Here is a 25,404-nt window from a genome sequence, read left to right as displayed (position 1 = left end):
AGGGTTACTTTGGAATTCTACGTTCAAACACCTATTTTTGCCGCCTGATTCACCCTATTTATTAACGCCTATAAATTTCTATTTAACATGGCAGTAAAAATGAGATTACAGAGACACGGTAGCAAGAAGCGTCCGTTCTACTTTATCGTAGTGGCCGATGCCCGTGCCCCAAGAGATGGTAAGTTCATCCAAAAAATTGGAACTTACAACCCTCTGACTGTTCCAGCAACTATTCAGTTAGACCGTCAAAAAGCACTTGAGTGGTTGAACAAAGGTGCTCAGCCTACTGACACAGTCCGCAGAATCCTCTCTTTCAAGGGAGTGTTGTACCTGAAGCACCTTTTAAGAGGTGTGAAATTGGGTCTGTTTGATGATGCTACAGCTATGACCAAATTCCAGGCATGGCATAATGAGCATGAAGCAAATGTTACCCGTCGTAATGAAGAGCACAGAAAAAATCAGCGTGCTAAAAGAGCCTATACTCCAGTTGTGAAAAAAGTGGAGGCTAAGCAAGAAGAAGCTGCACCTGCTGAAGGAAACACAGAAGCTTAATCAACGATAAGTTCAACATATTCCTGAAAGTCCCGATTGTATCGGGACTTTTTTTATGCATTTTAGTTTGGAGTCGATAGTCCATGGGCCATAGACCATGGTCCATGGACTATATTTGCACTATGGAATCGTATATACACATCGGCCGTTTTGTGGCAAGTTTCGGATTGAAAGGAGAAGTGATCTTGCAACATGCCCTTGGTAAAAAAACGGCACTGAAAGATGTGAAAGTGATCTTCGTGGAAGAACAAAAAGGCTCCTACTTGCCTTATTTTCTGGAGAGTTCAAAAGCGAAAGATCACAACGAAATATATGTGAAACTAGAGGGGGTTGATACTAAAGAAAGAGCCTCCAGATTAAGTACCCGTAATGTATGGTTGAAAGATGCTGATTTCAGAAAGTTAGCGGGTAAATCATCTCCGATCTCCTTACTAGGTTATACGATCATTACAGATGAAGATGAAAATTTAGGGCCTGTTCTGGAAGTGATCGAACAGCCTCATCAAGTATTACTGCGTATTGATCTGAATGGTAAAGAAGCACTCATCCCTCTACATGCTGAATCGCTTGACGGTATCGATCATGATCAAAAAGAAATTCATGTAGTGTTACCGGATGGGTTGTTGGATGTTTACAGGTAGAAGATAGACCATGGTCGATAGTCCATGGACCATGGTCTATCCACTATCGACCATTACTAACTTGCGATCTTACCCGGATTAAAATACAACACTTCTGCTCCTTGCAGGACTCCGGCTGCTTGGAGGGCTTTTTCGGCCTGAATAATATGTCTGTATTGATGGGCAATGAAAAATAAGAATGTATCTCCTAGTTTTAGTTTGATGAATTTAGCAATGGAAATAGGACAACTTGCTTTATTCAGGTCAATACTCCTGGCATCCTCTAATAGTTGTAATAATTTTTCCTGTTGCTCAATAAATACGCCGATCACTTGGTGACTATTAAAATTAGAAACCGGATAATGATCTTTTGGTGAAGACATTTTCTTGCCTAATGAACCATCTTCTTTTGGCATCATGAGCTGTGTAAAATAATTACCCAGCCATCCTGACTTAAAATGAGTAGTAGCTTTCCAATCCTTCTTTCTGGCTTCTCTTATTGCCTTCTCCATCACTGGTAAATAATAACGCCCATAACTATTTAAGTGCTCTAAACATTGTGTGGCGCTCCACTTTTCTGGAGATTCTTTCAGTGCAAACTGACTATGTTTGATCATTTGCCACTCGCCGATGGCTTTGTTTAAAAAGGATTCTGTTTGCTCCTGCAATTCGTTGATGAGTGTGTTTGATAAATAAACTGGCATTTTTTTCTGTTTTTGTTACTGCAAAGCTGCCGGTATCACAGGAGTTAAATCTTGGCCTGCGCTAAGATTTTTGATGCATGCTGTGAAAATAGTCGACAGTTGATAGTTGACGGTTGCAGAAGTGGAGAATATTTTATCTGTCATCTGTCAACTACACTAACACCCTCAACCCTCAATCCTTACATTACCCAACAGCTTACTGAATGTTGTTGCATCAATACCTAAATAAGAAGCCAGGTATTTATGCGGTATAAGTCTGAGAACATGTGGACTTCTCTTTAATAAAGTCTTGAATTTTTGTTCGGCAGAGAAACATTGCAGCTCTATCTGTCGCTCCAAAACTCCTGCAAGGGAAAAGCTGGTTGCTTTTCTGATCAATGTTTCAAAATTGTGATGTCGTTTCATTAGCTCATCTATCTGCTGATAACTGGTACGAATGAACTCGCTTTTTGTGAGGGTTTCAAAGAAATACTTAGAGGGCATTTGAGTAAGAAAAGAATCAGCAACTCCTGAGAATGAAAAAGGATAGGTAAATACGATCGTTGCTTCTTTCCCATCATCACCTGCATAAAAAGCCCTTTGAATGCCTTCTGTAACAAAGTATAGATATCTTTCTGTTTCATTCACATGCGTAAGCACCGTTTTTCTTTTCGCGGAGAAAGGCTGCCATATCAAAGAAAAATCATCCCATTCATGATCATTCAATGGGTGGATCTTGTAACAGAATTTTTTGAGTTCTTGTATTGGATCTATACTGACTGACAAATCTTGTCTATTTATTCAATATCCAATTTACAGCAGATTCTAATACCGGATCTCTTTTTTGTTTTTTATCTGAGGCAGTAGGAGTGATGATCTTTTCCGGAACCACAGGTCCAAGATTCTTTTCATCTTTATTTGCCCGTGTAAACATCTTTGAGGCAGCCCTGGCTATAATATGCGAATGAGGTAGCATGAAATTGAACATCTCTCCAAAATCATTGGGAGATTCACCTGTTGGTTCTCCAAAAGTAGCGGCCAACTGATAACTCACAACACCATCTGCCAACATATTCGCGCTAGAAAATGTACCAGTTCCGATCAGGAAAGCTACTTTGCCTTCAAAAAAAGGATCTTTAATGGCTGGCTTTTTAAGCTCGCGGTTTACATAAGTATAAGTATTGCCATCCGGCTGACTCATATAAAACTTATGATCAGCCTCGTTATAATTCTTGGCTGATTTTAAAAATGTCTTATAATGACTACTGATCTTCCATTTCATGCCACCCGCCAAGATATAAGGCTTCTTATTGAAGTGTGCGAGTAATTGTTCCCCTAGTTGAGAATCACCACCACCATTTTCTCGTAGATCGATAATCAATCCTTTCGAACTACTATCCTTTAAAGAAGAAAATACATTCTTTAAAAACTGATCAAATGGCAAAGTAGCATCATCACGCATGCTTCTGTAATTCAAGTAACCGATACCATCCTTCAGCCAAGAGAACTCATATGGCTTATTACTTTGATTACTCATCTTAGCTGTAAGGACTTTGGTAATACTGTCTGTTTGTGATCTATGAAATCCTTCAACTGTGAAGCGAACCTTACTGCCATTTTCTTTGACTGCATCAATATGAAAAGGACTGGAGATGCCAGACAGGAATAAAAGCTTTTTACTGTAATAAGCGATTTGTTCTCTTTTCCAACTTTCTAATCCTCCAAATAACGATGTAAATCTTTTATTCAATTCGCTTACGGGGATATCATTGATGGCAGTGACCCTGTCATTCATTTCAAGTTTTTGTGCACTGCTGATATCATAAGCAATGATCCATGCATCCTCAGTTACTTTTTGCAGTTGAAAAGGAAAACGTAATGATTGATTATAAAGACTATCTGTGATCTTGCTACTTACTAAACCCACATGGCCTTCATCCAAAGCGGCTCCTAATCGGCTAAATATAAATACTGCATCAGTATGGGTGATACTGTCTGTAAACTTATACAACAAACTATCTGTAAGCTCCTGCATGGCTTTTCTCGATATGGAGTGATACATGTTTACATGCGATTCCTCCATGGTAGTTAGCCAAAACTGGATGTCTTCTTTTACAGCTGTTTTAGAAAGCTTTTTATAGTAGAAATCAACCGGGTGTTTCTTCTCATATGCAACTTGTTGACCCTTGGCAACCCATGCGAAACCGATCAAGAATACAAAAAGGATGAACCTCATACTTTTATTTTATGACCCCAAACGTACACACTATGGATTTTGTTACAATCACATAAAAGGGGGATAACTTATATCTTAGCATAGATATGTCTCTTCCTCAGCGTTATATTGCCCATTTGGATCTTGACTCTTTTTTTGTAAGTGTTGAGATGTTGAATGATCCTTCCTTGAAAGGGAAAGCGGTGATTGTAGGTGGCTCAAGAGACAGGGGTGTCGTAACCACATGTAGTTATGAAGCAAGAAAATTTGGCGTCAGAAGTGCTATGCCGATGAAAACGGCCATGAAATTATGTCCACATGCCATTTTAGTGAGAGGAACCCGCGGTGAATATAGCCGATACTCCAGATGGGTGACCGAGATCATTGCAGCCAAAGCGCCATTGTTTGAAAAAGCCTCTATTGATGAGTTTTATATTGACTTGACTGGCATGGATAAATTCTTTGATCCTTTCCAGTGGACCATCGATTTACGTCAGGAGATCATGAGTCAAACTCAATTACCTATTTCTTTTGGATTGGCTTCCAATAAAATGGTGGCCAAAATTGCAACAGATGAAGCCAAGCCGAATGGTTATTTATTTGTTCAGCCAGGAATGGAAAGAGATTTTTTAGCGCCATTACCGGTAAGTAAATTTTCAGGGGTTGGAGAACAAACATTGAAAACCTTACAGTCAATGGGGATTCATTTGATCAAAGATGTTATCCATACACCCATTGAAATACTTGAAAAAAAACTGGGTAAATGGGGTACAGATCTCTGGCATAAAGCGCATGGCATGCATCATGGCGAAGTGCATGCATATCATGAAGCAAAATCGATCTCTACAGAAAATACCTTTGAAGAAAACAAAACAGATATCGACTTTTTGTTGAGTGAGCTGGTACGTATGACAGAAAAAGTAGCGTATGAGTTAAGACAGGATGAAAAATTGACGGGTTGCATCGCTGTTAAAATACGATATCCTGATTTCGAAACTACATCTAGACAAACCACCATTGATTATACGCTCAGAGATGATGAATTGATACCGGTAGCCATTGATCTCTTTCATAAACTCTATCGCAAGGGTCAGCCAGTTCGTCTTTTGGGAGTAAGATTGAGTGAATTAACCAATCATGCAATACAGGGAAGTCTGTTTGATGATGCCGAAAAAAAGAATGAACTGTATAAAGCCATTGACGATGTAAAAAATAAGTTCGGTAAATCCTTGCTCCAAAAAGCCAGAACAGTCAAAAAGGATAAATAATTCAGGGCTCGCTCTAATTGGCACTATTTAGATATCAGACTATTGTAATGATCAAAGAAAAGAGAGATTCATGCTATCTTTTGCTGTATCTTAATAGCCCTAATCATAAAATCATACCATGAGAAAGCTTCTCTTTTTAATTGTTAGTTTGATGACACTAACAACAACTTTTGCGCAAAAAACCATTATGCACTGTGGTCAATTGGTAGATGTTAAAAATCTACAACTGCTAAAAGAAATGACCATTGTGACGGAAGGAAATAAAATCATTGAAGTAAGTAAAGGATATAAAGCGGCTGCAACAGGAGAAAAAGTGATTGATCTCAAATCAAAAACTGTAATGCCCGGACTAATTGATATGCATGTGCATATGGAGAGTGAGACCAATCCTGGAAGGTATATGGAAACATTTACGTTCAATCCAGCTGACTATGCATACCAGTCAGTGGTGTTTGCAGAAAGAACACTCATGACTGGCTTTACTGCGGTACGTGATCTAGGGGGTAGTGGTGTCAATATTTCTTTACGGAATGCTATTAATAAAGGATTGATCAAAGGTCCAAGGGTCTACACTGCAGGAAAATCTATTGCTACAACTGGTGGACATGCGGATCCTACCAATGGCTACAGAAGAGATCTTACGGGTGATCCGGGTCCGGATGCCGGCGTTGTAAATGGTCCGGATGAAGCAGCAAAAGCTGTTAGACAGCGATATAAAGAAGGAAGTGATGTTATTAAGATCACCGCTTCCGGAGGTGTTTTAAGTGTTGCTAAAAGTGGTGAGAACCCTCAGTTCACAGAAGCTGAAATAAAAGCGATTGTTGAAACAGCAAAAGATTATGGTTTTAAAGTAGCAGCACACTGTCATGGTAAAGAAGCCATGAAGCGTGCGGTAGTTGCAGGTGTGAATTCTATTGAGCACGGCACTTATATGGATGAGGAAGTGATGGGATTGATGAAAAAAATGGGTACCTATTATGTGCCTACGATAACAGCAGGGAAAGCCGTAGGCGATTCAGCCAAAAAACCGGGTTATTATCCGGAGTTGGTTACCCCTAAAGCAATTGCAATAGGACCTAAAATTCAAAACACTTTTTCAAACGCATATAAAGCAGGAGTTAAAATTGCATTTGGTACGGATGCTGGTGTATATGCACATGGGAAAAACTGGCTTGAGTTTGTATATATGAATGAAGCAGGTATGCCGGCTTTAGAAACCATACGTTCTGCAACATTATACGCTGCAGATTTATTAGGTGATGACAGAATCGGTGTAATTGAAAAAGATAAATTGGCGGATATCATTGCAATTGATGGGGATCCGGTGAAGGATATCCATTCAATGGGTAAGGTAAAGTTCGTTATGAAAAATGGAGTGGTATATAAAAACGAATAGATTTCAGATAAAAAGAAAATAAAAAAGCCGCAGCTCTATTGATAGATTGAGCTGCGGCTTTTTTATATGGGTTAATTAACCCAGCTTCCTTAGTTGTGATAACATAGCCTTGAGATCTTTTGGTAATTCGGCTTCCAGCGTAAACTTCTCACCATTTAATGAAAAGGAAAGTTTGTAAGAGTGCAAAGCGAGTCTAGACATCAAAGGTCTTTCTTGTTCTGCATCTTTTGACAATTTAAATTTCTTCTTCAAGGAAGATAAAAGAATCGGTGAAGGGTCTCCGTACAATTCATCACAAACAATAGGATGACCTATATGTTGCATATGAACACGAATCTGATGTGTTCTTCCTGTATGAATTTGAAACTGCAGCCAGCTATATAAACGGAAACTTTCGAGTACTTGATAATCTGTCAGCGAAGTCTTGCCTTTCACATGTGTGATCATCTTTCCGTTTTTTCCCGGGTGTTCCATAATGGCTGCGTCAATACTGCCAGATTCATTGATCAGTTTTCCGTGAACAAGTCCGAGATAAAATTTTTCTACCTCTCTTCCTTCAAATAATTGTGATAGTTGTTTATGCGTCTCTTCGTCTTTTGCAAAAACAATGATACCACTGGTGTCTTTATCTAAGCGATGAACTGTATAGATCTCACCATAATGATTCTTCAGTAGTTCTTTCAATGAAAGCTCCTGTCCAAGTCTGTCAGGGATACTCAGCAATCCGGACGGCTTATTAACAGCGATGAAATAATTATTTTCGAAAATGATATTTGGGCGCATGGTAGTAGCTTATAGGTTATAGCGAATAGCTAATAGGTTATTGGCGATAAGTTATAGATGATTGTATCAGTTGAAAAACGTATTGATCAAGGCTAATGGCCATGAACGATAAGTTATTAGCCATGGACCATGCTCTACTTAGCTTTCCTCACAAACGATTTATTCATAAACTTAAGTAGCCTTACTTCTTTTTCATTGAGGAAACGCCATTTGCCACGGTCTACATTTTTCTTGGTGAGGTTGGCGAACATTACGCGATCTAGTCCTTTTACATCATACCCCAGGTGTTCGAAAATCCTACGCACAATACGGTTTCGGCCACTATGAATTTCTATGCCTACAATATTTTTGTTCTTGTCATCTGCATAGCCTACAGAATCAGCTTGTACAAAACCATCTTCCAGCGTAACACCTGTCATGATTGCTTCAAGATCTTTTTTTATCACAGGCTTATCCAATGTTACCTCGTATATTTTTTTTACTTCAAAAGATGGATGGGTAAGTTTTTGTGCAAGCTCTCCATCATTTGTCAATATTAATACACCGGTTGTATTTCTATCCAGTCTTCCAACCGGATATACACGTTCTGGTGTAGCACCCTTGATGAGGTCTAATACTGTTTTTCTTCCTTGTGGATCATTTGCTGTGGTGATGTAATCTTTTGGTTTATTCAGTAAGATATAGACTGCATTTCTTTGAAGAAATACCTGTTTGCCTTTAACGATCACTTTATCCTTAGCAGAAACCTTATAGCCTGGTTCAAATATCTTATCACCATTTACAGTTACTTTACCCTCCTTCACCAGATCTGCTGCTTCTCTTCTTCCGCAAACACCTGCATGCGCAATGAATTTATTCAAAGGCATTTGCTCGTTGCTCCCTTCTTTTTTTAAAGGGATATCTGCAGGTTGCATTTCCTGCTTATGTTCTTTCTTGGAATATTGATTACTTGATTTCTTACCTGAAGCTCGCTGCTCAAAGCTTGCAGCCTTCCCCTTACTTGCAGCTTGAGGCTTAAAGCTTGAAGCTTTATCCTCCACTCCCCTCATTTTTTCAATTTTCTTTTTCCGCATTTCTTCTCCTGCGGCGCGTGCTTCGGCTTTTATCTTTTTCTTTTCCTGGCGGAAAGCTTCTTTAATGGCGCTACCTTTTTTTTGGTTGGCGAACTTGTCGAAATTGTCTGTTCTTTTTTTCATGTGTTTGTTTTTTGCTGTTTTACAACAGTAATGGGATTGCAAGCTTCAGGCTTCAAGCCTCAAGCTGCAAGAAAGTTTATGGTATAAATCGTATTCCTTGTAGCATGCAGCTTGAAGCTTGCAGCTTTCTCATCCTTTATTTGCCAACTGCCCGCAAGCAGCATCAATATCTTTTCCTCTGCTTCTTCTGAGTCGGGCATTAACGCGATTCGATTCAAGGAACTTCATAAAGTTCATGATACCTTCTTCATCAGGTTTGGTGAATTTGAAAGCGTCGATCGGATTGTATTCAATGATGTTCACCAGATCTGCAGGCACTTGTCTGTAAATCTTCACCAGTTCCTCTGCATCTTTTTGTGAGTCATTGAAATCTTTAAAAAGGATATATTCAAAAGTGATCTCGTTACCTGTTTGTTTATAGAAATAATTGAGTGCCTCGATCAACACTTTGATATTGTTTGTTTCATTGATCGGCATGATCTCATTTCGTTTCACATCATTGGCAGCATGTAATGAAAGTGCCAATTTGAAACGAACCTGATCATCACCTAATTTACGTATTGCTTTTGCTACCCCTGCGGTGGAAACGGTGATCCTTCTTGGACTCATAAATAATCCATCTTCCGCCGAAATACGTTCAATGGCTTTCATCACATTGCCATAATTCAACAGCGGCTCACCCATGCCCATGAATACAATGTTGGAAAGCTTTTTATTGAACTTTTCCTCACTTTCTTTATTGATCAAAACAACTTGATCATAAATTTCATCATAGGTCAGGTTTCTTTTGCGGTCCATATATCCGGTCGCACAAAATTTACAGCTGAGACTACAGCCAATTTGGGAGGAAACACAAGCGGTTTTTCTTTCGTCTGTTGGAATAAGTACACCCTCTACCAGGTGGTTATCATGCGTGCGAAAGCGGCTTTTAATGGTTCCATCCTCACTATATTGAACCGTATCTACCTTCAAAGCTGGTAATGAAAAAGTCTGCGCCAACTTAGCGCGGAGGTCTTTACTAAGATTGGTCATGTCATCAAAATGATGCGCATGTTTCTGCCATAACCATTCGTGAACCTGTTTTACACGGAATTTTTTCTCTCCAATGTTTTGAAAGTATTCTTCCAACTCATTGATACTCAAGTGTCTGATATTTGGTAATTCCGTATTCATCCTGCAAAGATACCGTAGAAACAGAGAAATCATGAATAAGAAATAAGGAACAAGGCACAAGACACAGGGAAGATTCAGAATGAAGACATAAGATACAGGTCGGGTAATCGTAGGGACTCAAGAGATAAGGTGGGCTTAAGATCCAACCCTAAAATTATATATCCATTGCCTGATCGTTAGATCAAGTCTTGACCATAACCAATTCTACTTAATACTTGTCTCATGTATCTTCCTTGTACCCTGTACCTTGTTTCTTGTTGCTTCTCTCTTATCTTGCGCATCAATATTGTTATATGAATGCTTGTTATGTAATTGATGCGGTGCGTACACCCATCGGAAGATATGGAGGTAAGTTGAGTACTATTCGTCCGGATGATCTTCTTGCCCACGTGATCACGGCTCTTGTAGAAAGAAACAATACCATCGACCCTGCTGCAATTGAAGATGTAATTGCCGGTGCTGCGAATCAGGCAGGAGAAGATAACCGGGATGTTGCCCGGATGGCTGCTTTATTGGCCGGACTTCCGGTAACAGTGGGTGGCAATACCGTAAATCGTTTATGTGCGAGTGGATTACAGGCGGTGATGGATGCATCCAGGGCTATCATGTGTGGAGAAGGAATGCTGTACATCGCGGGTGGTGTAGAGAGTATGACACGTGCCCCTTTTGTGACAGCTAAAAGCGATGGTGCATGGAGTAGAAAAACAGAGACTTTCGATACTACCATCGGATGGCGATTCATCAATAAAAAATTGGCCAGCATGTATCATCCGTATAGTATGGGAGAAACAGCAGAAAATGTTGCCAATGATTGGAAGATCACACGTGAAGAACAGGATGCTTTTGCTTTTGCTTCTCAACAAAAATATTTTGCGGCACTGGAAGCAGGTAAATGGGAGGATGAAATTGTTGCGGTTGAAATGATCAATGATCGATTGATCACATGGTTCAATCAGGATGAACACCCTCGACAAACATCCATGGAAAAGCTGGCATCTTTAAAACCGGCATTTGCAAAAGATGGTACTGTTACAGCTGGTAATTCTTCCGGTATTAATGATGGTGCAGCCGCTATGTTGCTGGCAAGTGAAGAAGCGGTAAAACTGTTCAACCTTCAACCCATTGCTCGTATTGCAAGTATGGGTGTTGCAGGGGTTGATCCGGCTATTATGGGAATCGGCCCTGTGCCGGCATCCCAAAAAGCTATGATCAGAGCCGGACTTCAAGTAAAAGATTTAGATATCATTGAATTGAATGAGGCCTTTGCTTCTCAAAGTTTGGCTTGTATTCGTGACCTAGAATTGGATATCAATAAAGTGAACGTCAATGGTGGATCCATTGCAATAGGACATCCTTTGGGATGCAGTGGTGTTAGAATATCAGCCACATTGCTACATGAGATGAAACGCAGAGGATCGAAATATGGATTGGCGACCATGTGTGTTGGGGTAGGACAAGGTGCAGCGGTTATTTATGAAGGATTGTCTTCTTGATCATCTTTTAATAACCAAAAGCTATTTTTCATAGTTATCTATTTTCTGTAACTTTTGCATCCAAGAAACGTTTCGCTAACACTAAAACCTGAATACACATGAAAAAACTAATGATGATCTGCCTGATGTTAGGCATCGCTGCATTCGTGCAAGCACAAGACAAAGACAGTACTTTACAAGATTTTGTTGGCAAGTATAAATTCCCGGAAGGAAGTGTTGTTTCAGAAGTAACAGTTTCTGTTGAAGGGGCTGGTTTAGTTATGGGTTCGAGCATTGGTAACTCTACATTGGTAAAAATCGGTGAAGATCTTTTCTCCATTACTGCATATGATGGTAGTGCTCAGTTTAAAAGAGATACAAACAAAAAAGTGATCGGTGTGAGTATCAATGCCGGTGGGTATGCATTGGAAGGAACCAAATCGGATGGTATTGCAATTGATAAATTACATGCAGTTCTCATGAATCGTAATGCGCGATTAATGGCTCGCTAAATAGTATCAACTTATTACAATTAAAAAGGGAGCTTCTGCTCCCTTTTTAATTGTAATAAGTTTCATCCAGATAAAATAATCCATCTTCTTTTTGCCAATACCAGAATTTCTTTCTGTAAACAACATATTTCCCACGTGCGGTTGTTTTGATATAATTCTCCGGAACATATAAGATACGTGGAGGAACAATTTTATAGCGATAGATTAAGTTGGTTCTCTGATTGGGTGTAAAAGCTCTGCTCAATACACGGTAGTCTGCCTTTGCTGCAATCTCTTCCGGTAGTTTTTCTTTCGGCGTGATCACATTGCCCATACCATCTATAACGATCATTGGAAGCAATGCTTCTTTTTTCTCGATCTTGGTTACAGTTGTTTCTTCTTTTTCTGATTTCGATTTTTTGATCAATGCCGGTTCCGTAAAAACTTTACTATTCTCCGGTGATTTAACAACAGGACCGGAATGGACGGTTGTATTATTCGTTTTTTGCGGAACAGATTTTCTACCACAACTGATCAGGAGTGTAATTGAAACAAGGAGGAATAAGAAAAACTGCTTCATAACGATGATTTCCGTTATGAACTACGAATATTATGCCAGAATAGCGGATAGCTAATGGTCCATGGTCGATAGTTCATGGTCTATAGCATATTCAACCACAATCGATAAAATCAATATTTTCACCATGGACCATGGACTATCGACCAACCGCAAAGTAGCTCACCAAATCGACCTGCACCATTTCTTCTTGTGTGCCCTTCAGCAGGTCTTTTACTACACAGGTTCCATTTTCCATTTCTTTGGAACCGATGATGATGGCAAAGGGGATATTCTTTTTCTCTGCGTATTTGAATTGTTTATCAAACTTGCTTTGTTCATGAAATAATTCTCCTGCGATACCTGCAGATCTGAGTTGCTGCAACAATGAGAATGCAATTTTACTTTCTGCATCTCCCAAATTGAAGAACAAAACTTTTGAACCTATCTGAACTGTTTCAGGGAATAACTGTAACTCTTCCATCACATCATAGATACGGTCTACCCCAAAGCTGATACCTACGCCGGGTACATTTGGAACTCCAAATAAACCGGTCAGATCATCATATCTTCCTCCGCCTCCGATACTTCCCATTTGCACATTTATTGCTTTCACTTCAAAGATGATACCGGTGTAATAATTGAGTCCGCGCGCAAGTGTAAAGTCGGGGATAAGTTGAGCGTTATTAGTTGACAGTTGACAGTTGGAAAGAACATGTTTGATTTCTGCTAGTCCTTTTTGTCCGATATCATTCTTGCCAATAAGTGCTTCGAGTTGGGTTAATCTTTCATCACTATCGCCAGAGATCAAAAGATATTTTTCAATGATATTGATTTGCTCATCATTCAATCCACGTTGTGTCAATTCTTCTTTTACTTTTTCAATGCCGATCTTGTCCAGTTTATCAATGGCCACAGTGATATCGATCATTTTATCAGCACCACCGCAAACTTCAGCAAGGGCAGCTAAAATTTTACGGCTATTGATCCTGATCTCAACAGGGATCCCTAATTGCTGGAATACAGTTGCATAGATATTGGTAAGCTCTACTTCGTTCAATAAACTATTGCTGCCCACCACATCTGCATCGCACTGATAGAACTCGCGGTAGCGTCCTTTTTGCGGACGGTCTGCTCGCCATACAGGTTGTATCTGGTAGCGTTTGAAGGGCATGGTCAATTGACCATAGTTCATCGCAACATAACGGGCAAAAGGTATGGTAAGATCATATCTTAATGCTCTTTCAGTGATGCCTTTCGTATTCTTTCCTTCCAGTATTTTCTGCAAATCAGTAATGGCTTGTTCTCTTTTTGCGGGGTTGTCAAGACCATTGTTTAGAATTTTGAAAATCAGTTTGTCTCCTTCTTCACCATATTTTCCCATCAAGGTATCTAGGTTCTCCATGGCAGGGGTTTCGAGGGGCTGGAATCCATACAGTTCAAAGACCTGTTTGATGGTTTGAAAAATATAATTCCGCTTACGTACAGTCGCTGCGCTAAAATCTCTTGTTCCCTGCGGTAATCCCGGTTTACTCATCTTAAATTATTTGTTAAACTGATTGTATTTCTGAATGATACGATCACAAGCTTTTGATAATAAGGCAAAAACATGATGATAATCTTTTTCCGTGCCATACCATGGGTCAGGAACTGGATCATTGCTGTTGTCGATCTCACTAAGTATCAATCTGGTTTTTGATTCATTCCATTTAGGTCCGCTCAATGTTTGCACATCACGATAATTATGATGGTCCATAACATAGATCAGATCAAATCGCTCCATGTCATCGGCATGAAATTGCCTACAACGTTGATGTCCAATATCAATACCATTGACCTTGGCTACTTTCTGCGAAAGCTGATGTGGGGGTTCGCCAATATGGTATCCCCCGGTACCTGCACTGTCTACATGCCAATTCAATCCTGCTTCCCTGGCTTTTTGTTGTAGGATACCTTCTGCCAGCGGACTGCGGCAGATATTCCCCAAACAAACCATCAATACTTTCATGCGGACAAAGATAGCGATGGAAGGGGATAGTGAGTAGCTTATAGCGAATGGGGGATTGCAAACGGTGGGGTGGTGAATAGTTGACAGTTAACAGTTGATAGAAAAAAGCCATAAGCTATTACCAATAACCCATAGGCCAATTGTCAACGGTCAACTCCGCACTGTCCACTTACTTACTAGCGCTTTAACATATGATCGTATGGAAAGAAAACAAACAGGCATCTAAATATTAATTCAGTACTATTTAATCGGAAAATGGCACCTAGATTTCAGCGAACAAATAAAATTATTGACTAAATTGCCCACCCTCGGGTATAAAAGGAGTCGTATGGCAATGGATTTTAAAGAAAGGCAACAGAAAAGTTATAGGATCATGCGAATGATTTATGACCTATCTATGGCAGTGATTATACTTGGGACAGCAGTGCTTTTGTTACTGGCGGAGAAATTGAAAATCGAGCAATTGTTATTGGTTGATCCAATGTTTCGTTATTTAATGGGTGCTGTTTTTTTATTGTATGGTGGCTTTAGATTGTACAGAGGGATCAAGAGGGATTATTAACATGACCAGAAACAATATATATACGATCGCAATTTTTGTTTTGGTTCTGTTGATGGGGTGTTCTGACCAGTCTGATAAAATTCAGACAGTTGATACACCAACAAAAGGTACGATCAGGATCAGTGTTGATGAGAGCTTTAAACCGGTCATTGAAGAGCAGTTAAGAGTTCATAAGTCCTCGTTTCCTGAAACAGAGATCATTGTTTCCTATAAACCGGAATCTGATTGTTTCAGGGATCTACAAAATGACAGTACACGTATGGTCATTGTAGCGCGTGGATTAACAAAAACAGAGGCATCGTTCTTTGAGAATCAGTTGTCTTATTCACCACTATATGGTGTACTGGCTTACGATGCTGTTGCAGTCATCGTTAATAATCAATCACCTGACAGTGTTTTTACCCTGAGCAAGTTAAAAAGTATCCTAAGTGGTAAGGATAAGATAACAGCCGTAATGGATGGCAATAAAGCTACCAGTACCGTTCGCTATCTTAAAGATTCTGTTCTGAAAGGGGCAGATTTTGGAGCGAATGTAGTGGCAGCAAACAATAGCCAACATGTATTGGATATTGTTGCAGGACGAAAAGATGTAGTAGGATTTATAGGTATCAGCTGGATCGCCGATAGTTATGATCCTGTACAACTGGCGTACTTAAAAAAAATACGCTTAGGTCTGGTGGAATGTGTTAAATGTGAGGAAAAAGATATATTCGCAAAACCCTCCCAGGCAACGATTTCATATGGTCAATATCCTTTGGCACGCCCATTGTATTACATATTGAAAGAGAATGCAACCGGACTCGGAACAGGCTTTATGAATTTCATGAGTATGGAAAGAGGGCAGTTGATATTTCGAAGAGCGTTTTTGGTTCCTGCAAAAATGGGATTCACGAAACGCTCTGGTAGTATAAAAGACGCAGATTAACGTACAACTATAAAAACCGACAAATGAAGAAGACCGTTTCTTTGATCGTGACAGCGTTGCTTGCTGTACAGTGCTTGATGGCGCAGGTGGCTGACGGAATCAAATTCCTCAACTACGAGAAATTCAAAAGCGCCCGTGAAACCTTGAAAAAGGCATATGATGCCAATCCAAAAGATCCTCAAACGATCTATTGGTACGGTCAGTCCCTGATTGCAGGTGAAGCCGGCGGGTTGACAAAAGACATGCTCAATGCAGCCAAAGCTGTTTACCAGCAAGGTTTGCAAGATGTGGGTAGTGATGCTTGGTTATTGGTGGGTATGGGTCACTTAGAAATACTCGAAGGTGGCGATATCAATTCTGCCAAACAAAAGTTTGAGCAAGCTATTACTGCTACCACAGAAACAAAAGGTAGAAATAAGGGTAAAGGCAATCCTGGTATCTTGAATGCCATTGGTAGAGCCAATGCGGATGGCGGAAGTAAAGTGGGAGATCCTGCTTATGGTATTGAAAAATTAAAGCAGGCGGCTACACTGGATCTCACCAATCCGGATATCTATATCAATATGGGAATTAGCTACCTGAAATTGGGTGGAGAGAATGGTGGCGAGGCTGTAAAAGCCTATCAGGAAGCGATAGCACGTGATCCCAAAAATGCCAAGGCGAAATTCCGTATCGGAAGAATCTACCAGAGTCAAAATAATAAAGAATTGTTTGAGCAATTCTACAACGACGCTATTGCTACAGATCCTACTTATCCTCCGGTTTATTATACATTGTATAACTACTATGCGGATAAAGATGTACCAAGAGCAAAAGAATACCTGGATAAATATGTAGCGAATGCTGATAAAGATCCTAAAACTGATCTTTTCGTGGCAGACTATCTGTTCCGTGCAGGTAAATACAATGAGAGCTTGGAAAAAGCCAAGCAGATTGAAGCGGAAGTAGGCGGAATTGCTAATCTTCCTGAGTTGAATGTGGTATACGCCTATAACTACGATCGTACCAATGATTCAGTAAGAGCTAAGGAATCTATCGAAAAATTCTTTGCAACTGCTAATCCTGCAGCCATCACAACTTCTCAGTGTGAACTAGCCACTAAGATCTATTCACGTTTCAAAGGAAGTGAAGCTCAAGCTGTAGCTTATATCGAAAAAGCAATGACCCTCGATACGCTAAAAAATAGTAAAATCGCCTACATGGGTAAAGCTGCTGAGATCTATGGAAAGGCTGGAATGTATCGTGATCAATTAGGTTGGTTGCAAAAACAATTAGACCTGAAAGGCGGTAGTATGGGTGAATTCGAATATTATCAGTTTACCAGCACTGCGTTGAACGGGAAAGATTACCCACTCACCATTGAGTTAGGAAAGAAATACCTGGCAGCATTTCCTGATAAGCCACAACCTTATTCATTCCTGAAGAGAGCGGCATTGGCTTCTGATCCGGATACAACAACCGGTGCTGCCATTGCAGTATTGGATTACCTGGATTCATTCTACATGAAAGACCAGGAAAAAAATAAAAAAGCGATCTTCTTGAATTTGTATTACAGACTTCAGTACTATGTAAACAAATCGAAAGAATTGGAAAAAGGATTGGAAGTAGCAGAAAAAATGCTGGCATTGTATCCAACTCCAGGTGATGAGAATCAATATGCTACCAGCGCTAAAGGTGCAATTGTAGAAGGGATCAAAGCCAAAGAAAAACAAGGTTCAGGCAATAAAACTACCTCTGCGAGCTCGTCGAGTGGCTCAGGAAGTTAAGTTTCAGAATATTTCGGTAAAAACTCCTCCAATAACGGGGGAGTTTTTCTTTTTATATGCCTTCGCAGGCTTATTTTTGCCGGACATTAATGTTTTAACATGAACTGGCTTATCCAACTGTTAGATGCATCGGCAACCAGCAACGCGTCTGGTTATTTACCAATCGGAATTCAATTGATTTTTGCGGCAGGATTTGTAGCTACCATGATCGCTGTATCACAGTGGGTAGGACCCAAGCGTAAAACAGCAGATAAGCTTGAAAACTTCGCCAGTGGTATCGAAAGTCATGGTGATGCCCGTCAGCCAATGGCGATCAAGTACTTCCTCGTAGCGATCCTTTTCGTATTGTTTGATGTGGAAGTGATATTCTTCTATCCTTATGCAGTCAATTTTAGAGAATTAGGCTGGGATGGATTTCTGGCTGTTCTGATGTTCGTTTCCTTCTTCCTGATCGGATTCATCTATATCGTGAAGAAAGGTGCCCTTAAATGGGAAGATTAAACCGCTGTGAAAGAAGATTCACGGCTTTTTGACAACAAGACAAAGCTTTAATGGTTATATAAGCAACCATTACAAATAACCGAAAGACTATGGCACGCCCCGTAAGATTTAATATCAACCCCATACCTGCCAGTACCGCTGATGCTATTGCTACTGTAGAAGCACCGCAGGGTTATTCTGGGGAAGGTTTCTTTACCACCAAATTGAGTGATGTTGTTGGATTGGCCCGTAAAAATTCTATCTGGCCTTTGCCTTTTGCTACCTCTTGCTGCGGTATCGAATTCATGGCTACGATGGGCTCGCATTATGACCTCGCCCGTTTTGGGTCTGAACGTGTAGGATTTTCTCCACGTCAGTGCGACCTCCTGATGGTCATGGGTACGATCGCAAAAAAAATGGGTCCCGTTTTACGTCAAGTATACCTGCAAATGGCCGAGCCACGTTGGGTAATTGCTGTTGGCGCCTGTGCATCCAGTGGCGGTATTTTTGATACATACAGTGTTCTTCAGGGAATCGATCAGGTAATACCGGTGGATGTATACGTTCCGGGTTGCCCTCCACGTCCGGAAGCAATTTTAGATGGGTTTATGAAGATTCAAGATCTGGTAGGACAAGAAAGCATCCGAAGAAGAAACAGTGAGCATTATAAAGCATTGCTCAACAGTTATGGAATTCAATAATTAACTATTGACCATGGACCATGAGCCATGGACTATGTACAAAAACATAAAAATGGCTTTAACGAATTCATTCATACAGGAAAAACTGAAAGAAAAGTTTGGAGATCAGGTGTACAACTTTGAGGAAACCTATGGCATGCTCAGTTTTGAAGCACCCAAGGATCTGAACCTGAAAGTGATGCAGTTCTTATTTGATGATGAGTCACTGCAATTCCGTTTTCTGACAGATCTGTGTGCTGTAAATTATCCGGATGATGCAGGAAGAGAATTGGCAGTGGTGTATCATTTGCATAACCTGGTAGAGAACATACGCATTCGGTTCAAAGTATTTACTTCAGTAGAAACACCGGATGTTTTCACAGCGTCTCAATTATTCTCCAGTGCCAATTGGATGGAGCGTGAGACCTATGATTTTTATGGAGTGAATTTTGTCGGTCATCCGAATCTTAAACGCATTTTAAATGTTGATGAGATGGATTATTTCCCGTTACGGAAAGAGTATCCACTCGAAGACCAGACCAGGATCGATAAGGATGATGAAATGTTTGGAAGAGGATAATAAGTCAGTAGTGAATAGTCAATAGTGAGTGTTTTAATTCACTACTCACTCATCATAAAGAATTATTTAGCCGAAAGGTTAATCAACATAGTAACCATGTTAGCGCAACAACAACAGAATATCAAATTGCCGGAAGGTTCCATTGAAAAGGAAACAACTACGTTAAACGTAGGGCCTACGCACCCTGCAACACATGGCGTATTCCAAAACATTATGGAATTGGATGGTGAGAGAGTGGTATCCACTGAGCAAACAGTTGGATATATACATCGTGCATTTGAAAAACTGGCAGAACGCAGACCACTCTATCAGATCACACCAATCACTGATCGTTTGAATTATTGCAGCAGTCCGATCAATAACATGGGATGGCACCTGACCTGTGAAAAATTATTGGGTGTTCAAACACCTAAGCGTGTTGATTACTTGCGTGTCATCATCATGGAGTTAGCACGTATCTCAGACCACCTGATCTGTAATTCGATCGTTGGTGTGGATACCGGTGCTTATACCGGATTCTTGTATGTAATGCAATACCGTGAATTAATCTATGAAATATATGAAGAAGTATGTGGGTCCCGCCTTACTACTAATATTGGGCGTATTGGCGGTTTTGAAAGGAATTTCTCAAATACAGCATTTACGAAACTCGAGAAATTCTTAAATGAATATCCAAAAGTGTTGAAAGAGTTTGAAAACCTCTTCACACGTAACCGCATTTTCATGGACCGTACACAAGGTACCGGTGGCATCAGTGCTGAAAGAGCACTGAATTATGGATTCACCGGACCGAACCTACGCGCAGCAGGAGTTGATTATGATGTGCGTGTACATAGTCCATACAGTAGTTACGAAGATTTTGACTTCACTGTACCTGTTGGAAAAACGGGAGATAATTATGACCGCTTCCTGGTTCGTAATGCGGAAATGTGGCAGAGTCTAAGCATCATTGAACAAGCGTATCGTAAAATACAGGAGTTCAAAGGTGCAGATGCAGAAGTGTATCATGCCAATGTTCCGGAATATTATCTGCCTAAAAAAGAAGATGTCTATACAAAAATGGAAGCACTCATCTGGCATTTCAAGATCATCATGGGTGAGGTGGATATGCCAAAAGGTGAAGTATACCATGCAGTAGAAGGAGGTAACGGTGAATTAGGTTTTTACCTGATCAGTGATGGAGGAAGAACGCCATTCCGTCTGCATTTCAGAAGACCTTGTTTTATTTATTATCAGGCATATCCTGAATTGATCCAGGGTGGTATGTTGAGTGATGCCATTGTAACCATGAGTAGTTTGAACCTGATCGCAGGAGAACTTGACGCATAATAATTTGAATTGTATGGTGAAATTTTCAGAAGAACAGATGACTGAATTCAAGCGCCTGGTAGCGCGTTATCCGGAAGGCAAACAAAAAAGCGCCTTGCTACCGGTATTGCATCTGGCACAAGATAGTTTTGGAGGTTGGTTAAGTACAGAAACAATGGATTATGTGGCAGAACTGTTACAGATCACTCCCATTGAAGTATATGAAGTGGCTACTTTCTACAGTATGTACAACCTGAAACCTGTTGGCAAATACATGTTTGAAGTTTGTCAGACAGGTCCTTGCATGCTGAGAGGAAGTGATGATATCATTGCATATATCGGAGAAAAACTGGGTATCAAACCAGGTGAGACAACAACCGACGGTATGTTCACATTGAAAACAGTAGAATGCCTGGGTGCATGCGGATATGCGCCGATGATGCAACTGGGTAAACACTATCGTGAACACCTGACCAAAGAAAAAGTGGATTCAATCATTGATGAATGCAGAAAAGCAGCAGCAAGCTTGAATTAAGCACATGAAAAGTTTAAACTACATATTATGTGTATCACTCTTCTTCGCTGCTTGTGAAGAAAAGCCTACTACCACACAGGTAGTGATTAGTGATACTACATATGAAGTAGATTCTTCGGAAATAATGCGCGTTGTTGATGGAGCCACAGCACAAAATTCTCTTGATGTTGTAGGTATTTATAAAGGAGTATTGCCTTGTGCAGATTGTGAAGGAATGGAAACCACCATTGAATTAAAAAATGATTCCACTTATTCCAGAGTAATCAAATACCTGGGAAAGAAGGAAAATAGTTTTACAGCATCTGGTAAGTGGACATGGATCAATGGGTCTACCATCAGTTTAGGAAGCATTAAAGAAGGACCCAATCAATATTTTGTTGCAGAAGGAAAATTGATACAGCTGGATATGAGTGGCAACAGAATTACAGGTGAATTGGCCGCTAAATATGAATTGAAAAAACAGTAGTTGAATATCATTTAAAATTCCCGAAAGGGATGTGAGGATATGAGTAAAAAATTATTACTGGAAAAGGCACATGTAGAAGGTATCCGCTACTTCGATGTATATCGGAGAGAGGGCGGTTATAGAAGTGTTGAGAAAGCACTCAAAGAAATGAGCCCTGAAGCCATTGTAGAAGAAGTAAAGAAGAGCGGTCTTCGTGGCCGTGGTGGTGCCGGTTTCCCTGCCGGTATGAAATGGAGCTTCATCGCAAAGCCTGAAGGTGTGCCAAGACATTTGGTGTGTAATGCAGATGAAAGTGAACCTGGTACATTTAAGGATCGCTACTTGATGGAGTTCATCCCTCACTTATTGATCGAAGGTTTGATCGTTTCATCTTTCGCTTTGGGAAGTAATGACACTTATATCTATATCCGTGGTGAATATGCATGGATCGTTGATATTCTTGAACAAGCGATTACAGAAGCAAAGAACAACGGCTTCCTCGGTAAAAATATCTTAGGTAGTGGTTTTGATTGTAATATACATGTACAAAGAGGTGCGGGTGCCTATATCTGCGGTGAAGAAACTGCATTGATCGAATCATTGGAAGGTAAGCGTGGTAACCCTAGAATCAAACCTCCATTCCCTGCTGTTAAAGGCGTATGGGACAGACCTACAGTTGTAAACAATGTGGAGACATTGGCTGCTGTTGTTCCGATCATCAATATGGGTGGTGATGAATATGCGAAGATCGGAGTTGGCAGATCAACAGGAACCAAGCTGATCAGTGCTTGTGGTAATATCAATAAGCCGGGTGTATATGAAATTGATATGACCATTTCAGTCGAAGAATTTATTTACAGTGATGAATATTGTGGCGGAATTGCCAATGGGAAAAAATTAAAAGCTTGTATTCCGGGTGGTTCATCTGTTCCAATTCTTCCTGCCAATCTATTATTGAAAACTGCAAAAGGTGAAACACGTTACATGAACTATGAGAGTTTGGCTGATGGCGGTTTTGCTACCGGATCTATGATGGGTTCGGGTGGATTCATTGTATTAGATGAAGATCAGTGTGTAGTTCGTCATACCTTATCATTGGCACGTTTCTACAGACATGAAAGTTGTGGTCAGTGTTCACCTTGTAGAGAAGGAACAGGATGGATGGAAAAGATCCTTAAGAATATTGAATACGGAAAAGGAAAGATGAGTGATATCGATTTGCTTTGGGATATCCAACGTAAGATCGAAGGCAATACGATTTGTCCGTTAGGAGATGCTGCAGCATGGCCTGTAGCAGCAGCTATCAGACATTTCAGAGATGAATTTGAATGGCATGTCCTGAATCCTGAAGAATCACAAAAAAGAAATTACGGTCTTGCACATTATGCTGATCCCATACATGTGCCGGCTGGAGTATAGATGAATTAACAGTTGTAGCTACTCGGGTAGCTGAAAATGAATCATATGTCTGAACAACAATTGTTTAAAGTAACGATCGACAACATCACTATTGAAGTTCCTGCAGGAACAACGATTCTCAATGCTGCACGTAAGATCGGTGGTGATGTAGCACCTCCGGCTATGTGTTATTATAGCAAGCTGGAAGGTAGTGGTGGTAAGTGTCGTACCTGTTTGGTGGAAGTAAGCAAAGGGTCTGAAAAAGATCCACGGCCAATGCCTAAGCTGGTTGCATCCTGTCGTACCACAGTGATGGATGGTATGGAAGTGAAAAATATCACCAGCGAAAAAGTATTGGATGCAAGAGCGGGTGTTGTTGAATTCTTATTACTGAATCACCCATTGGATTGCCCTATTTGTGATCAGGCGGGAGAATGTCATTTGCAAGACCTTAGCTATGAACACGGTAAAGAAGGTACACGTTACGAGTTTCAAAGAAGAACATTTAAGAAACACGATATCGGTCCATACATTCAGCTGCATATGACACGTTGCATTCTTTGCTATCGTTGTGTATTTACGGCTGATCAACTTACTAAAAAACGTGAGCATGGTGTATTGGATCGCGGAGATCATGCAGAGATCGCAACATTCATTGAGAAAAGTCTGGAGAACGATTTTATTGGGAACGTGATCGATGTATGTCCGGTTGGTGCACTCACTGATAAAACATTCCGATTTAAAAACCGTGTATGGTTCCTGAAACCAATGGATGCCCATCGCGATTGCCCTACTTGTAGCGGACGTGTAACACTTTGGAATAGAGGAGATGAAGTTTTCCGAGTTACCGCAAGAAAAGATGAGTGGGGAGAAGTAGAAGATACACCTGATGGTAAACCGGGCTGGATCTGTAACACCTGTCGCTTCGAAAAGAAAAAAACAAGTGACTGGATCATTGAGGGTCCTCGTTTGATCAACAGACATTCGGTGATCTCACAAGGTCATTATGCCGGAAAAGTAGGAGTACACAAACCCACTGAAACTTTTGAAGCGGTGAATGACGGACGTAAACCTAAACTACTGATGGATATTCATTCGGTGAGTGAGGTCAATAAACCGGATGTACAACTGAGTCTGATCGATGGACCGGCTCATTCCAAAGTATTTAATCAGAACAAAGACTAATTGAATTCTATATCATGACACTACTTGCTTTTGACTGGGCATTATTGATAGAAAAACTAGTACTGATCGCCGTAATCGTATTCGGTAGTCTGGGTATTGCTTTGTATACCACATTCGCAGAGCGAAAAGTAGCAGCGGTCTTGCAAGACAGACCAGGCCCTAACCGTGCAGGTCCTTTTGGATTGTTTCAACCTTTTGCAGATGGTTTGAAATTGATCATGAAAGAAGAGATCATTCCTAACACTTCTAATAAAGTACTCTTTATTCTAGGACCGGGTTTGGCTATGACCGCTGCACTGATGACCTGTGCTGTTATTCCATGGAGTAGTCATGTAGAACTGTTTGACAGAAAAATTGAATTACAGATCGCAGATATCAATATTGGAATTCTGTATGTGTTTGGCGTAGTCAGTATGGGTGTTTATGGAATCATGATCGGAGGCTGGGCATCGAACAACAAATTCTCATTAATGGCAGCGTTGCGTGGAGCTTCTCAGGCCATCAGTTATGAGTTGGCGATGGGGCTTTCATTGATCGCTGTATTGATGTTATCAGGTTCATTGAGTCTGAAAAGCATTGTAGGGGAGCAAATGGCTGACGGTAATCTTTGGAACATTGCATATCAGCCGCTAGGATTCCTGATCTTCTTTATCTGCGCATTGGCGGAATGTAATCGTACACCTTTTGATCTGCCTGAAGCAGAAAATGAATTGAACTTTGGATACCATCAGGAATATTCATCCATGAAATTGGGCTTTTATCTGTTCGCTGAATATGTGAACATGATCATGAGTAGCGCAGTCATGGCTTGTTTATATTTCGGTGGTTATGATATTCCATTCTTGGATGAATCAACATTGGCTCCCAACATTGCAGCATTGCTGGGTGTAGGTGCGTTGCTCACCAAGATTGTGATCTTTATTTTCATATTCATGTGGATACGCTGGACCATCCCACGTTTCCGTTATGATCAATTGATGAACTTGGGCTGGAAAACGATGATCCCATTGGCTTTAGCGAATATGCTGATCACCGGAGCGTTGATCTTATGGAAAGTGGGGGCATGATGTGAATTGTGAATGGTCAATGATTATATATTGACCATTCACAATTCACATGATAAACTT

The 25,404-nt window shown here is 40.4% G+C and carries 27 protein-coding genes; 18 read left to right on the top strand and 9 right to left on the bottom strand.

Translation table 11 applies throughout. The features are described 5' to 3' along the window. Positions 1–87: 87 nt before the first annotated feature. Both rpsP and rimM read left to right on the top strand, forming a co-directional pair. Positions 88–552: a 30S ribosomal protein S16 gene (gene rpsP / locus ABXG83_RS06855; protein ID WP_353550744.1), complete on the top strand. Its 465-nt coding sequence runs from the start codon at positions 88–90 to the stop codon at positions 550–552. Between the two features lie 122 nt (positions 553–674). Next, a complete protein-coding gene (gene rimM / locus ABXG83_RS06850; protein WP_353550743.1) occupies positions 675–1,193 on the top strand; it encodes a ribosome maturation factor RimM in 519 nt (172 codons plus the stop codon). A 56-nt stretch (positions 1,194–1,249) separates the two neighbouring features. On the opposite strand, the gene ABXG83_RS06845 is transcribed toward rimM, so the two are convergent. The 3 genes from ABXG83_RS06845 to ABXG83_RS06835 form a co-directional block, all read right to left on the bottom strand. Continuing rightward, positions 1,250–1,876: a DinB family protein gene (locus ABXG83_RS06845; protein WP_353550742.1), complete on the bottom strand. Its 627-nt coding sequence runs from the start codon at positions 1,874–1,876 to the stop codon at positions 1,250–1,252. A gap of 165 nt (positions 1,877–2,041) precedes the next feature. Then, positions 2,042–2,641, bottom strand: a complete 600-nt coding sequence (locus ABXG83_RS06840; protein ID WP_353550741.1) for a Crp/Fnr family transcriptional regulator — start codon at positions 2,639–2,641, stop codon at positions 2,042–2,044. A 7-nt stretch (positions 2,642–2,648) separates the two neighbouring features. Beyond that, entirely contained in the window at positions 2,649–4,091 is a 1,443-nt protein-coding gene (locus tag ABXG83_RS06835; protein WP_353550740.1) for a S41 family peptidase, read from the bottom strand. A gap of 86 nt (positions 4,092–4,177) precedes the next feature. On the opposite strand from ABXG83_RS06835, the gene dinB reads away from it, so the two are divergent. Both dinB and ABXG83_RS06825 read left to right on the top strand, forming a co-directional pair. After that, entirely contained in the window at positions 4,178–5,338 is a 1,161-nt protein-coding gene (gene dinB / locus ABXG83_RS06830) for a DNA polymerase IV (RefSeq protein WP_353550739.1), read from the top strand. A gap of 118 nt (positions 5,339–5,456) precedes the next feature. Next, entirely contained in the window at positions 5,457–6,734 is a 1,278-nt protein-coding gene (locus ABXG83_RS06825; protein WP_353550738.1) for an amidohydrolase family protein, read from the top strand. Between the two features lie 75 nt (positions 6,735–6,809). Here ABXG83_RS06825 and ABXG83_RS06820 read toward each other — a convergent pair whose 3' ends face one another. From ABXG83_RS06820 to rlmN, 3 genes are all read right to left on the bottom strand, one after another. After that, a complete protein-coding gene (locus ABXG83_RS06820; RefSeq protein ID WP_353550737.1) occupies positions 6,810–7,517 on the bottom strand; it encodes an RNA pseudouridine synthase in 708 nt (235 codons plus the stop codon). 134 nt (positions 7,518–7,651) lie between these two features. Then, positions 7,652–8,713, bottom strand: coding sequence for a pseudouridine synthase (locus ABXG83_RS06815; RefSeq protein WP_353550735.1), 1,062 nt, complete (start codon positions 8,711–8,713; stop codon positions 7,652–7,654). A gap of 129 nt (positions 8,714–8,842) precedes the next feature. Next, on the bottom strand, positions 8,843–9,886 hold the full coding sequence (gene rlmN, locus ABXG83_RS06810; RefSeq protein WP_353550734.1) for a 23S rRNA (adenine(2503)-C(2))-methyltransferase RlmN: 1,044 nt from the start codon (positions 9,884–9,886) through the stop codon (positions 8,843–8,845). A 293-nt stretch (positions 9,887–10,179) separates the two neighbouring features. On the opposite strand from rlmN, the gene ABXG83_RS06805 reads away from it, so the two are divergent. Together ABXG83_RS06805 and ABXG83_RS06800 are read left to right on the top strand one after the other, a co-directional pair. Further along, positions 10,180–11,379 carry an acetyl-CoA C-acyltransferase gene (locus ABXG83_RS06805; protein ID WP_353550733.1) on the top strand — a complete coding sequence of 400 codons (1,200 nt, stop codon included), beginning with the start codon at positions 10,180–10,182 and terminating at the stop codon, positions 11,377–11,379. A 98-nt stretch (positions 11,380–11,477) separates the two neighbouring features. After that, positions 11,478–11,870 (top strand): hypothetical protein, encoded by a 393-nt coding sequence (locus ABXG83_RS06800; protein ID WP_353550732.1) that lies wholly within the window; start codon positions 11,478–11,480, stop codon positions 11,868–11,870. A 46-nt stretch (positions 11,871–11,916) separates the two neighbouring features. On the opposite strand, the gene ABXG83_RS06795 is transcribed toward ABXG83_RS06800, so the two are convergent. The 3 genes from ABXG83_RS06795 to ABXG83_RS06785 form a co-directional block, all read right to left on the bottom strand. Continuing rightward, positions 11,917–12,429 (bottom strand): hypothetical protein, encoded by a 513-nt coding sequence (locus ABXG83_RS06795; protein WP_353550731.1) that lies wholly within the window; start codon positions 12,427–12,429, stop codon positions 11,917–11,919. Between the two features lie 136 nt (positions 12,430–12,565). Beyond that, positions 12,566–13,942 (bottom strand): histidine--tRNA ligase, encoded by a 1,377-nt coding sequence (hisS, locus tag ABXG83_RS06790; protein WP_353550730.1) that lies wholly within the window; start codon positions 13,940–13,942, stop codon positions 12,566–12,568. A 6-nt stretch (positions 13,943–13,948) separates the two neighbouring features. Continuing rightward, a complete protein-coding gene (locus ABXG83_RS06785; protein ID WP_353550729.1) occupies positions 13,949–14,413 on the bottom strand; it encodes a low molecular weight protein-tyrosine-phosphatase in 465 nt (154 codons plus the stop codon). Between the two features lie 328 nt (positions 14,414–14,741). Here ABXG83_RS06785 and ABXG83_RS06780 point away from each other — a divergent pair, with 328 nt between their 5' ends. The 12 genes from ABXG83_RS06780 (at position 14,742) to nuoH (ending at position 25,344) form a co-directional block, all read left to right on the top strand. Further along, the gene (locus ABXG83_RS06780) at positions 14,742–14,975 is read left to right on the top strand and encodes a hypothetical protein (RefSeq protein ID WP_353550728.1); all 234 of its coding nucleotides are present in this window, start codon (positions 14,742–14,744) and stop codon (positions 14,973–14,975) included. A 1-nt stretch (position 14,976) separates the two neighbouring features. Then, positions 14,977–15,900: a substrate-binding domain-containing protein gene (locus ABXG83_RS06775; protein ID WP_353550727.1), complete on the top strand. Its 924-nt coding sequence runs from the start codon at positions 14,977–14,979 to the stop codon at positions 15,898–15,900. Positions 15,901–15,923: 23 nt separating this feature from the next. Next, a complete protein-coding gene (locus ABXG83_RS06770) occupies positions 15,924–17,666 on the top strand; it encodes a tetratricopeptide repeat protein (protein ID WP_353550726.1) in 1,743 nt (580 codons plus the stop codon). A gap of 99 nt (positions 17,667–17,765) precedes the next feature. Next, positions 17,766–18,167 (top strand): NADH-quinone oxidoreductase subunit A, encoded by a 402-nt coding sequence (gene ndhC, locus ABXG83_RS06765; protein WP_353550725.1) that lies wholly within the window; start codon positions 17,766–17,768, stop codon positions 18,165–18,167. Positions 18,168–18,256: 89 nt separating this feature from the next. Next, the gene (locus ABXG83_RS06760; protein ID WP_353550724.1) at positions 18,257–18,847 is read left to right on the top strand and encodes an NADH-quinone oxidoreductase subunit B; all 591 of its coding nucleotides are present in this window, start codon (positions 18,257–18,259) and stop codon (positions 18,845–18,847) included. Positions 18,848–18,899: 52 nt separating this feature from the next. After that, positions 18,900–19,406: an NADH-quinone oxidoreductase subunit C gene (locus ABXG83_RS06755; RefSeq protein WP_353550723.1), complete on the top strand. Its 507-nt coding sequence runs from the start codon at positions 18,900–18,902 to the stop codon at positions 19,404–19,406. Positions 19,407–19,502: 96 nt separating this feature from the next. After that, entirely contained in the window at positions 19,503–20,735 is a 1,233-nt protein-coding gene (locus ABXG83_RS06750) for an NADH-quinone oxidoreductase subunit D (protein WP_353550722.1), read from the top strand. 13 nt (positions 20,736–20,748) lie between these two features. Next, positions 20,749–21,249: an NAD(P)H-dependent oxidoreductase subunit E gene (locus tag ABXG83_RS06745; protein WP_353550721.1), complete on the top strand. Its 501-nt coding sequence runs from the start codon at positions 20,749–20,751 to the stop codon at positions 21,247–21,249. Positions 21,250–21,253: 4 nt separating this feature from the next. Then, on the top strand, positions 21,254–21,715 hold the full coding sequence (locus tag ABXG83_RS06740) for a copper resistance protein NlpE (RefSeq protein ID WP_353550720.1): 462 nt from the start codon (positions 21,254–21,256) through the stop codon (positions 21,713–21,715). A gap of 39 nt (positions 21,716–21,754) precedes the next feature. After that, complete coding sequence (nuoF, locus tag ABXG83_RS06735) at positions 21,755–23,113, top strand: NADH-quinone oxidoreductase subunit NuoF (protein WP_353550719.1); 1,359 nt, start codon at positions 21,755–21,757, stop codon at positions 23,111–23,113. A 45-nt stretch (positions 23,114–23,158) separates the two neighbouring features. Then, complete coding sequence (locus tag ABXG83_RS06730) at positions 23,159–24,277, top strand: 2Fe-2S iron-sulfur cluster-binding protein (RefSeq protein WP_353550718.1); 1,119 nt, start codon at positions 23,159–23,161, stop codon at positions 24,275–24,277. 14 nt (positions 24,278–24,291) lie between these two features. Next, positions 24,292–25,344: an NADH-quinone oxidoreductase subunit NuoH gene (gene nuoH / locus ABXG83_RS06725; protein ID WP_353550717.1), complete on the top strand. Its 1,053-nt coding sequence runs from the start codon at positions 24,292–24,294 to the stop codon at positions 25,342–25,344. Positions 25,345–25,404: the final 60 nt, after the last annotated feature.

Origin of the sequence: Sediminibacterium sp. KACHI17, assembly GCF_040362915.1 — a bacterium.
In the GTDB taxonomy this organism is placed as follows: Bacteria; Bacteroidota; Bacteroidia; order Chitinophagales; family Chitinophagaceae; genus Sediminibacterium.
The sequence above is the reverse complement of the archived record's forward strand: the minus strand, read 5'-3'. Positions and strand labels throughout refer to the sequence as shown.

Excerpts from the sequence above, each read along its gene's own strand:
- rlmN (WP_353550734.1), bottom strand. The coding sequence starts at position 9,886 with ATGAATACGGAATTACCAAATATCAGACACTTGAGTATCAATGAGTTG.
- ABXG83_RS06740 (WP_353550720.1), top strand. The coding sequence starts at position 21,254 with ATGAAAAGTTTAAACTACATATTATGTGTATCACTCTTCTTCGCTGCT.
- ABXG83_RS06745 (WP_353550721.1), top strand. The coding sequence starts at position 20,749 with ATGGTGAAATTTTCAGAAGAACAGATGACTGAATTCAAGCGCCTGGTA.
- ABXG83_RS06755 (WP_353550723.1), top strand. The coding sequence starts at position 18,900 with ATGGCTTTAACGAATTCATTCATACAGGAAAAACTGAAAGAAAAGTTT.
- hisS (WP_353550730.1), bottom strand. The coding sequence starts at position 13,942 with ATGAGTAAACCGGGATTACCGCAGGGAACAAGAGATTTTAGCGCAGCG.
- nuoF (WP_353550719.1), top strand. The coding sequence starts at position 21,755 with ATGAGTAAAAAATTATTACTGGAAAAGGCACATGTAGAAGGTATCCGC.
- nuoH (WP_353550717.1), top strand. The coding sequence starts at position 24,292 with ATGACACTACTTGCTTTTGACTGGGCATTATTGATAGAAAAACTAGTA.
- ABXG83_RS06845 (WP_353550742.1), bottom strand. The coding sequence starts at position 1,876 with ATGCCAGTTTATTTATCAAACACACTCATCAACGAATTGCAGGAGCAA.
- ABXG83_RS06770 (WP_353550726.1), top strand. The coding sequence starts at position 15,924 with ATGAAGAAGACCGTTTCTTTGATCGTGACAGCGTTGCTTGCTGTACAG.
- ABXG83_RS06750 (WP_353550722.1), top strand. The coding sequence starts at position 19,503 with ATGTTAGCGCAACAACAACAGAATATCAAATTGCCGGAAGGTTCCATT.
- ABXG83_RS06795 (WP_353550731.1), bottom strand. The coding sequence starts at position 12,429 with ATGAAGCAGTTTTTCTTATTCCTCCTTGTTTCAATTACACTCCTGATC.
- ABXG83_RS06730 (WP_353550718.1), top strand. The coding sequence starts at position 23,159 with ATGTCTGAACAACAATTGTTTAAAGTAACGATCGACAACATCACTATT.
- ndhC (WP_353550725.1), top strand. The coding sequence starts at position 17,766 with ATGAACTGGCTTATCCAACTGTTAGATGCATCGGCAACCAGCAACGCG.
- dinB (WP_353550739.1), top strand. The coding sequence starts at position 4,178 with ATGTCTCTTCCTCAGCGTTATATTGCCCATTTGGATCTTGACTCTTTT.
- ABXG83_RS06820 (WP_353550737.1), bottom strand. The coding sequence starts at position 7,517 with ATGCGCCCAAATATCATTTTCGAAAATAATTATTTCATCGCTGTTAAT.
- ABXG83_RS06780 (WP_353550728.1), top strand. The coding sequence starts at position 14,742 with ATGGCAATGGATTTTAAAGAAAGGCAACAGAAAAGTTATAGGATCATG.
- rpsP (WP_353550744.1), top strand. The coding sequence starts at position 88 with ATGGCAGTAAAAATGAGATTACAGAGACACGGTAGCAAGAAGCGTCCG.
- rimM (WP_353550743.1), top strand. The coding sequence starts at position 675 with ATGGAATCGTATATACACATCGGCCGTTTTGTGGCAAGTTTCGGATTG.
- ABXG83_RS06805 (WP_353550733.1), top strand. The coding sequence starts at position 10,180 with ATGAATGCTTGTTATGTAATTGATGCGGTGCGTACACCCATCGGAAGA.
- ABXG83_RS06835 (WP_353550740.1), bottom strand. The coding sequence starts at position 4,091 with ATGAGGTTCATCCTTTTTGTATTCTTGATCGGTTTCGCATGGGTTGCC.
- ABXG83_RS06775 (WP_353550727.1), top strand. The coding sequence starts at position 14,977 with ATGACCAGAAACAATATATATACGATCGCAATTTTTGTTTTGGTTCTG.
- ABXG83_RS06825 (WP_353550738.1), top strand. The coding sequence starts at position 5,457 with ATGAGAAAGCTTCTCTTTTTAATTGTTAGTTTGATGACACTAACAACA.
- ABXG83_RS06815 (WP_353550735.1), bottom strand. The coding sequence starts at position 8,713 with ATGAAAAAAAGAACAGACAATTTCGACAAGTTCGCCAACCAAAAAAAA.
- ABXG83_RS06800 (WP_353550732.1), top strand. The coding sequence starts at position 11,478 with ATGAAAAAACTAATGATGATCTGCCTGATGTTAGGCATCGCTGCATTC.
- ABXG83_RS06760 (WP_353550724.1), top strand. The coding sequence starts at position 18,257 with ATGGCACGCCCCGTAAGATTTAATATCAACCCCATACCTGCCAGTACC.
- ABXG83_RS06785 (WP_353550729.1), bottom strand. The coding sequence starts at position 14,413 with ATGAAAGTATTGATGGTTTGTTTGGGGAATATCTGCCGCAGTCCGCTG.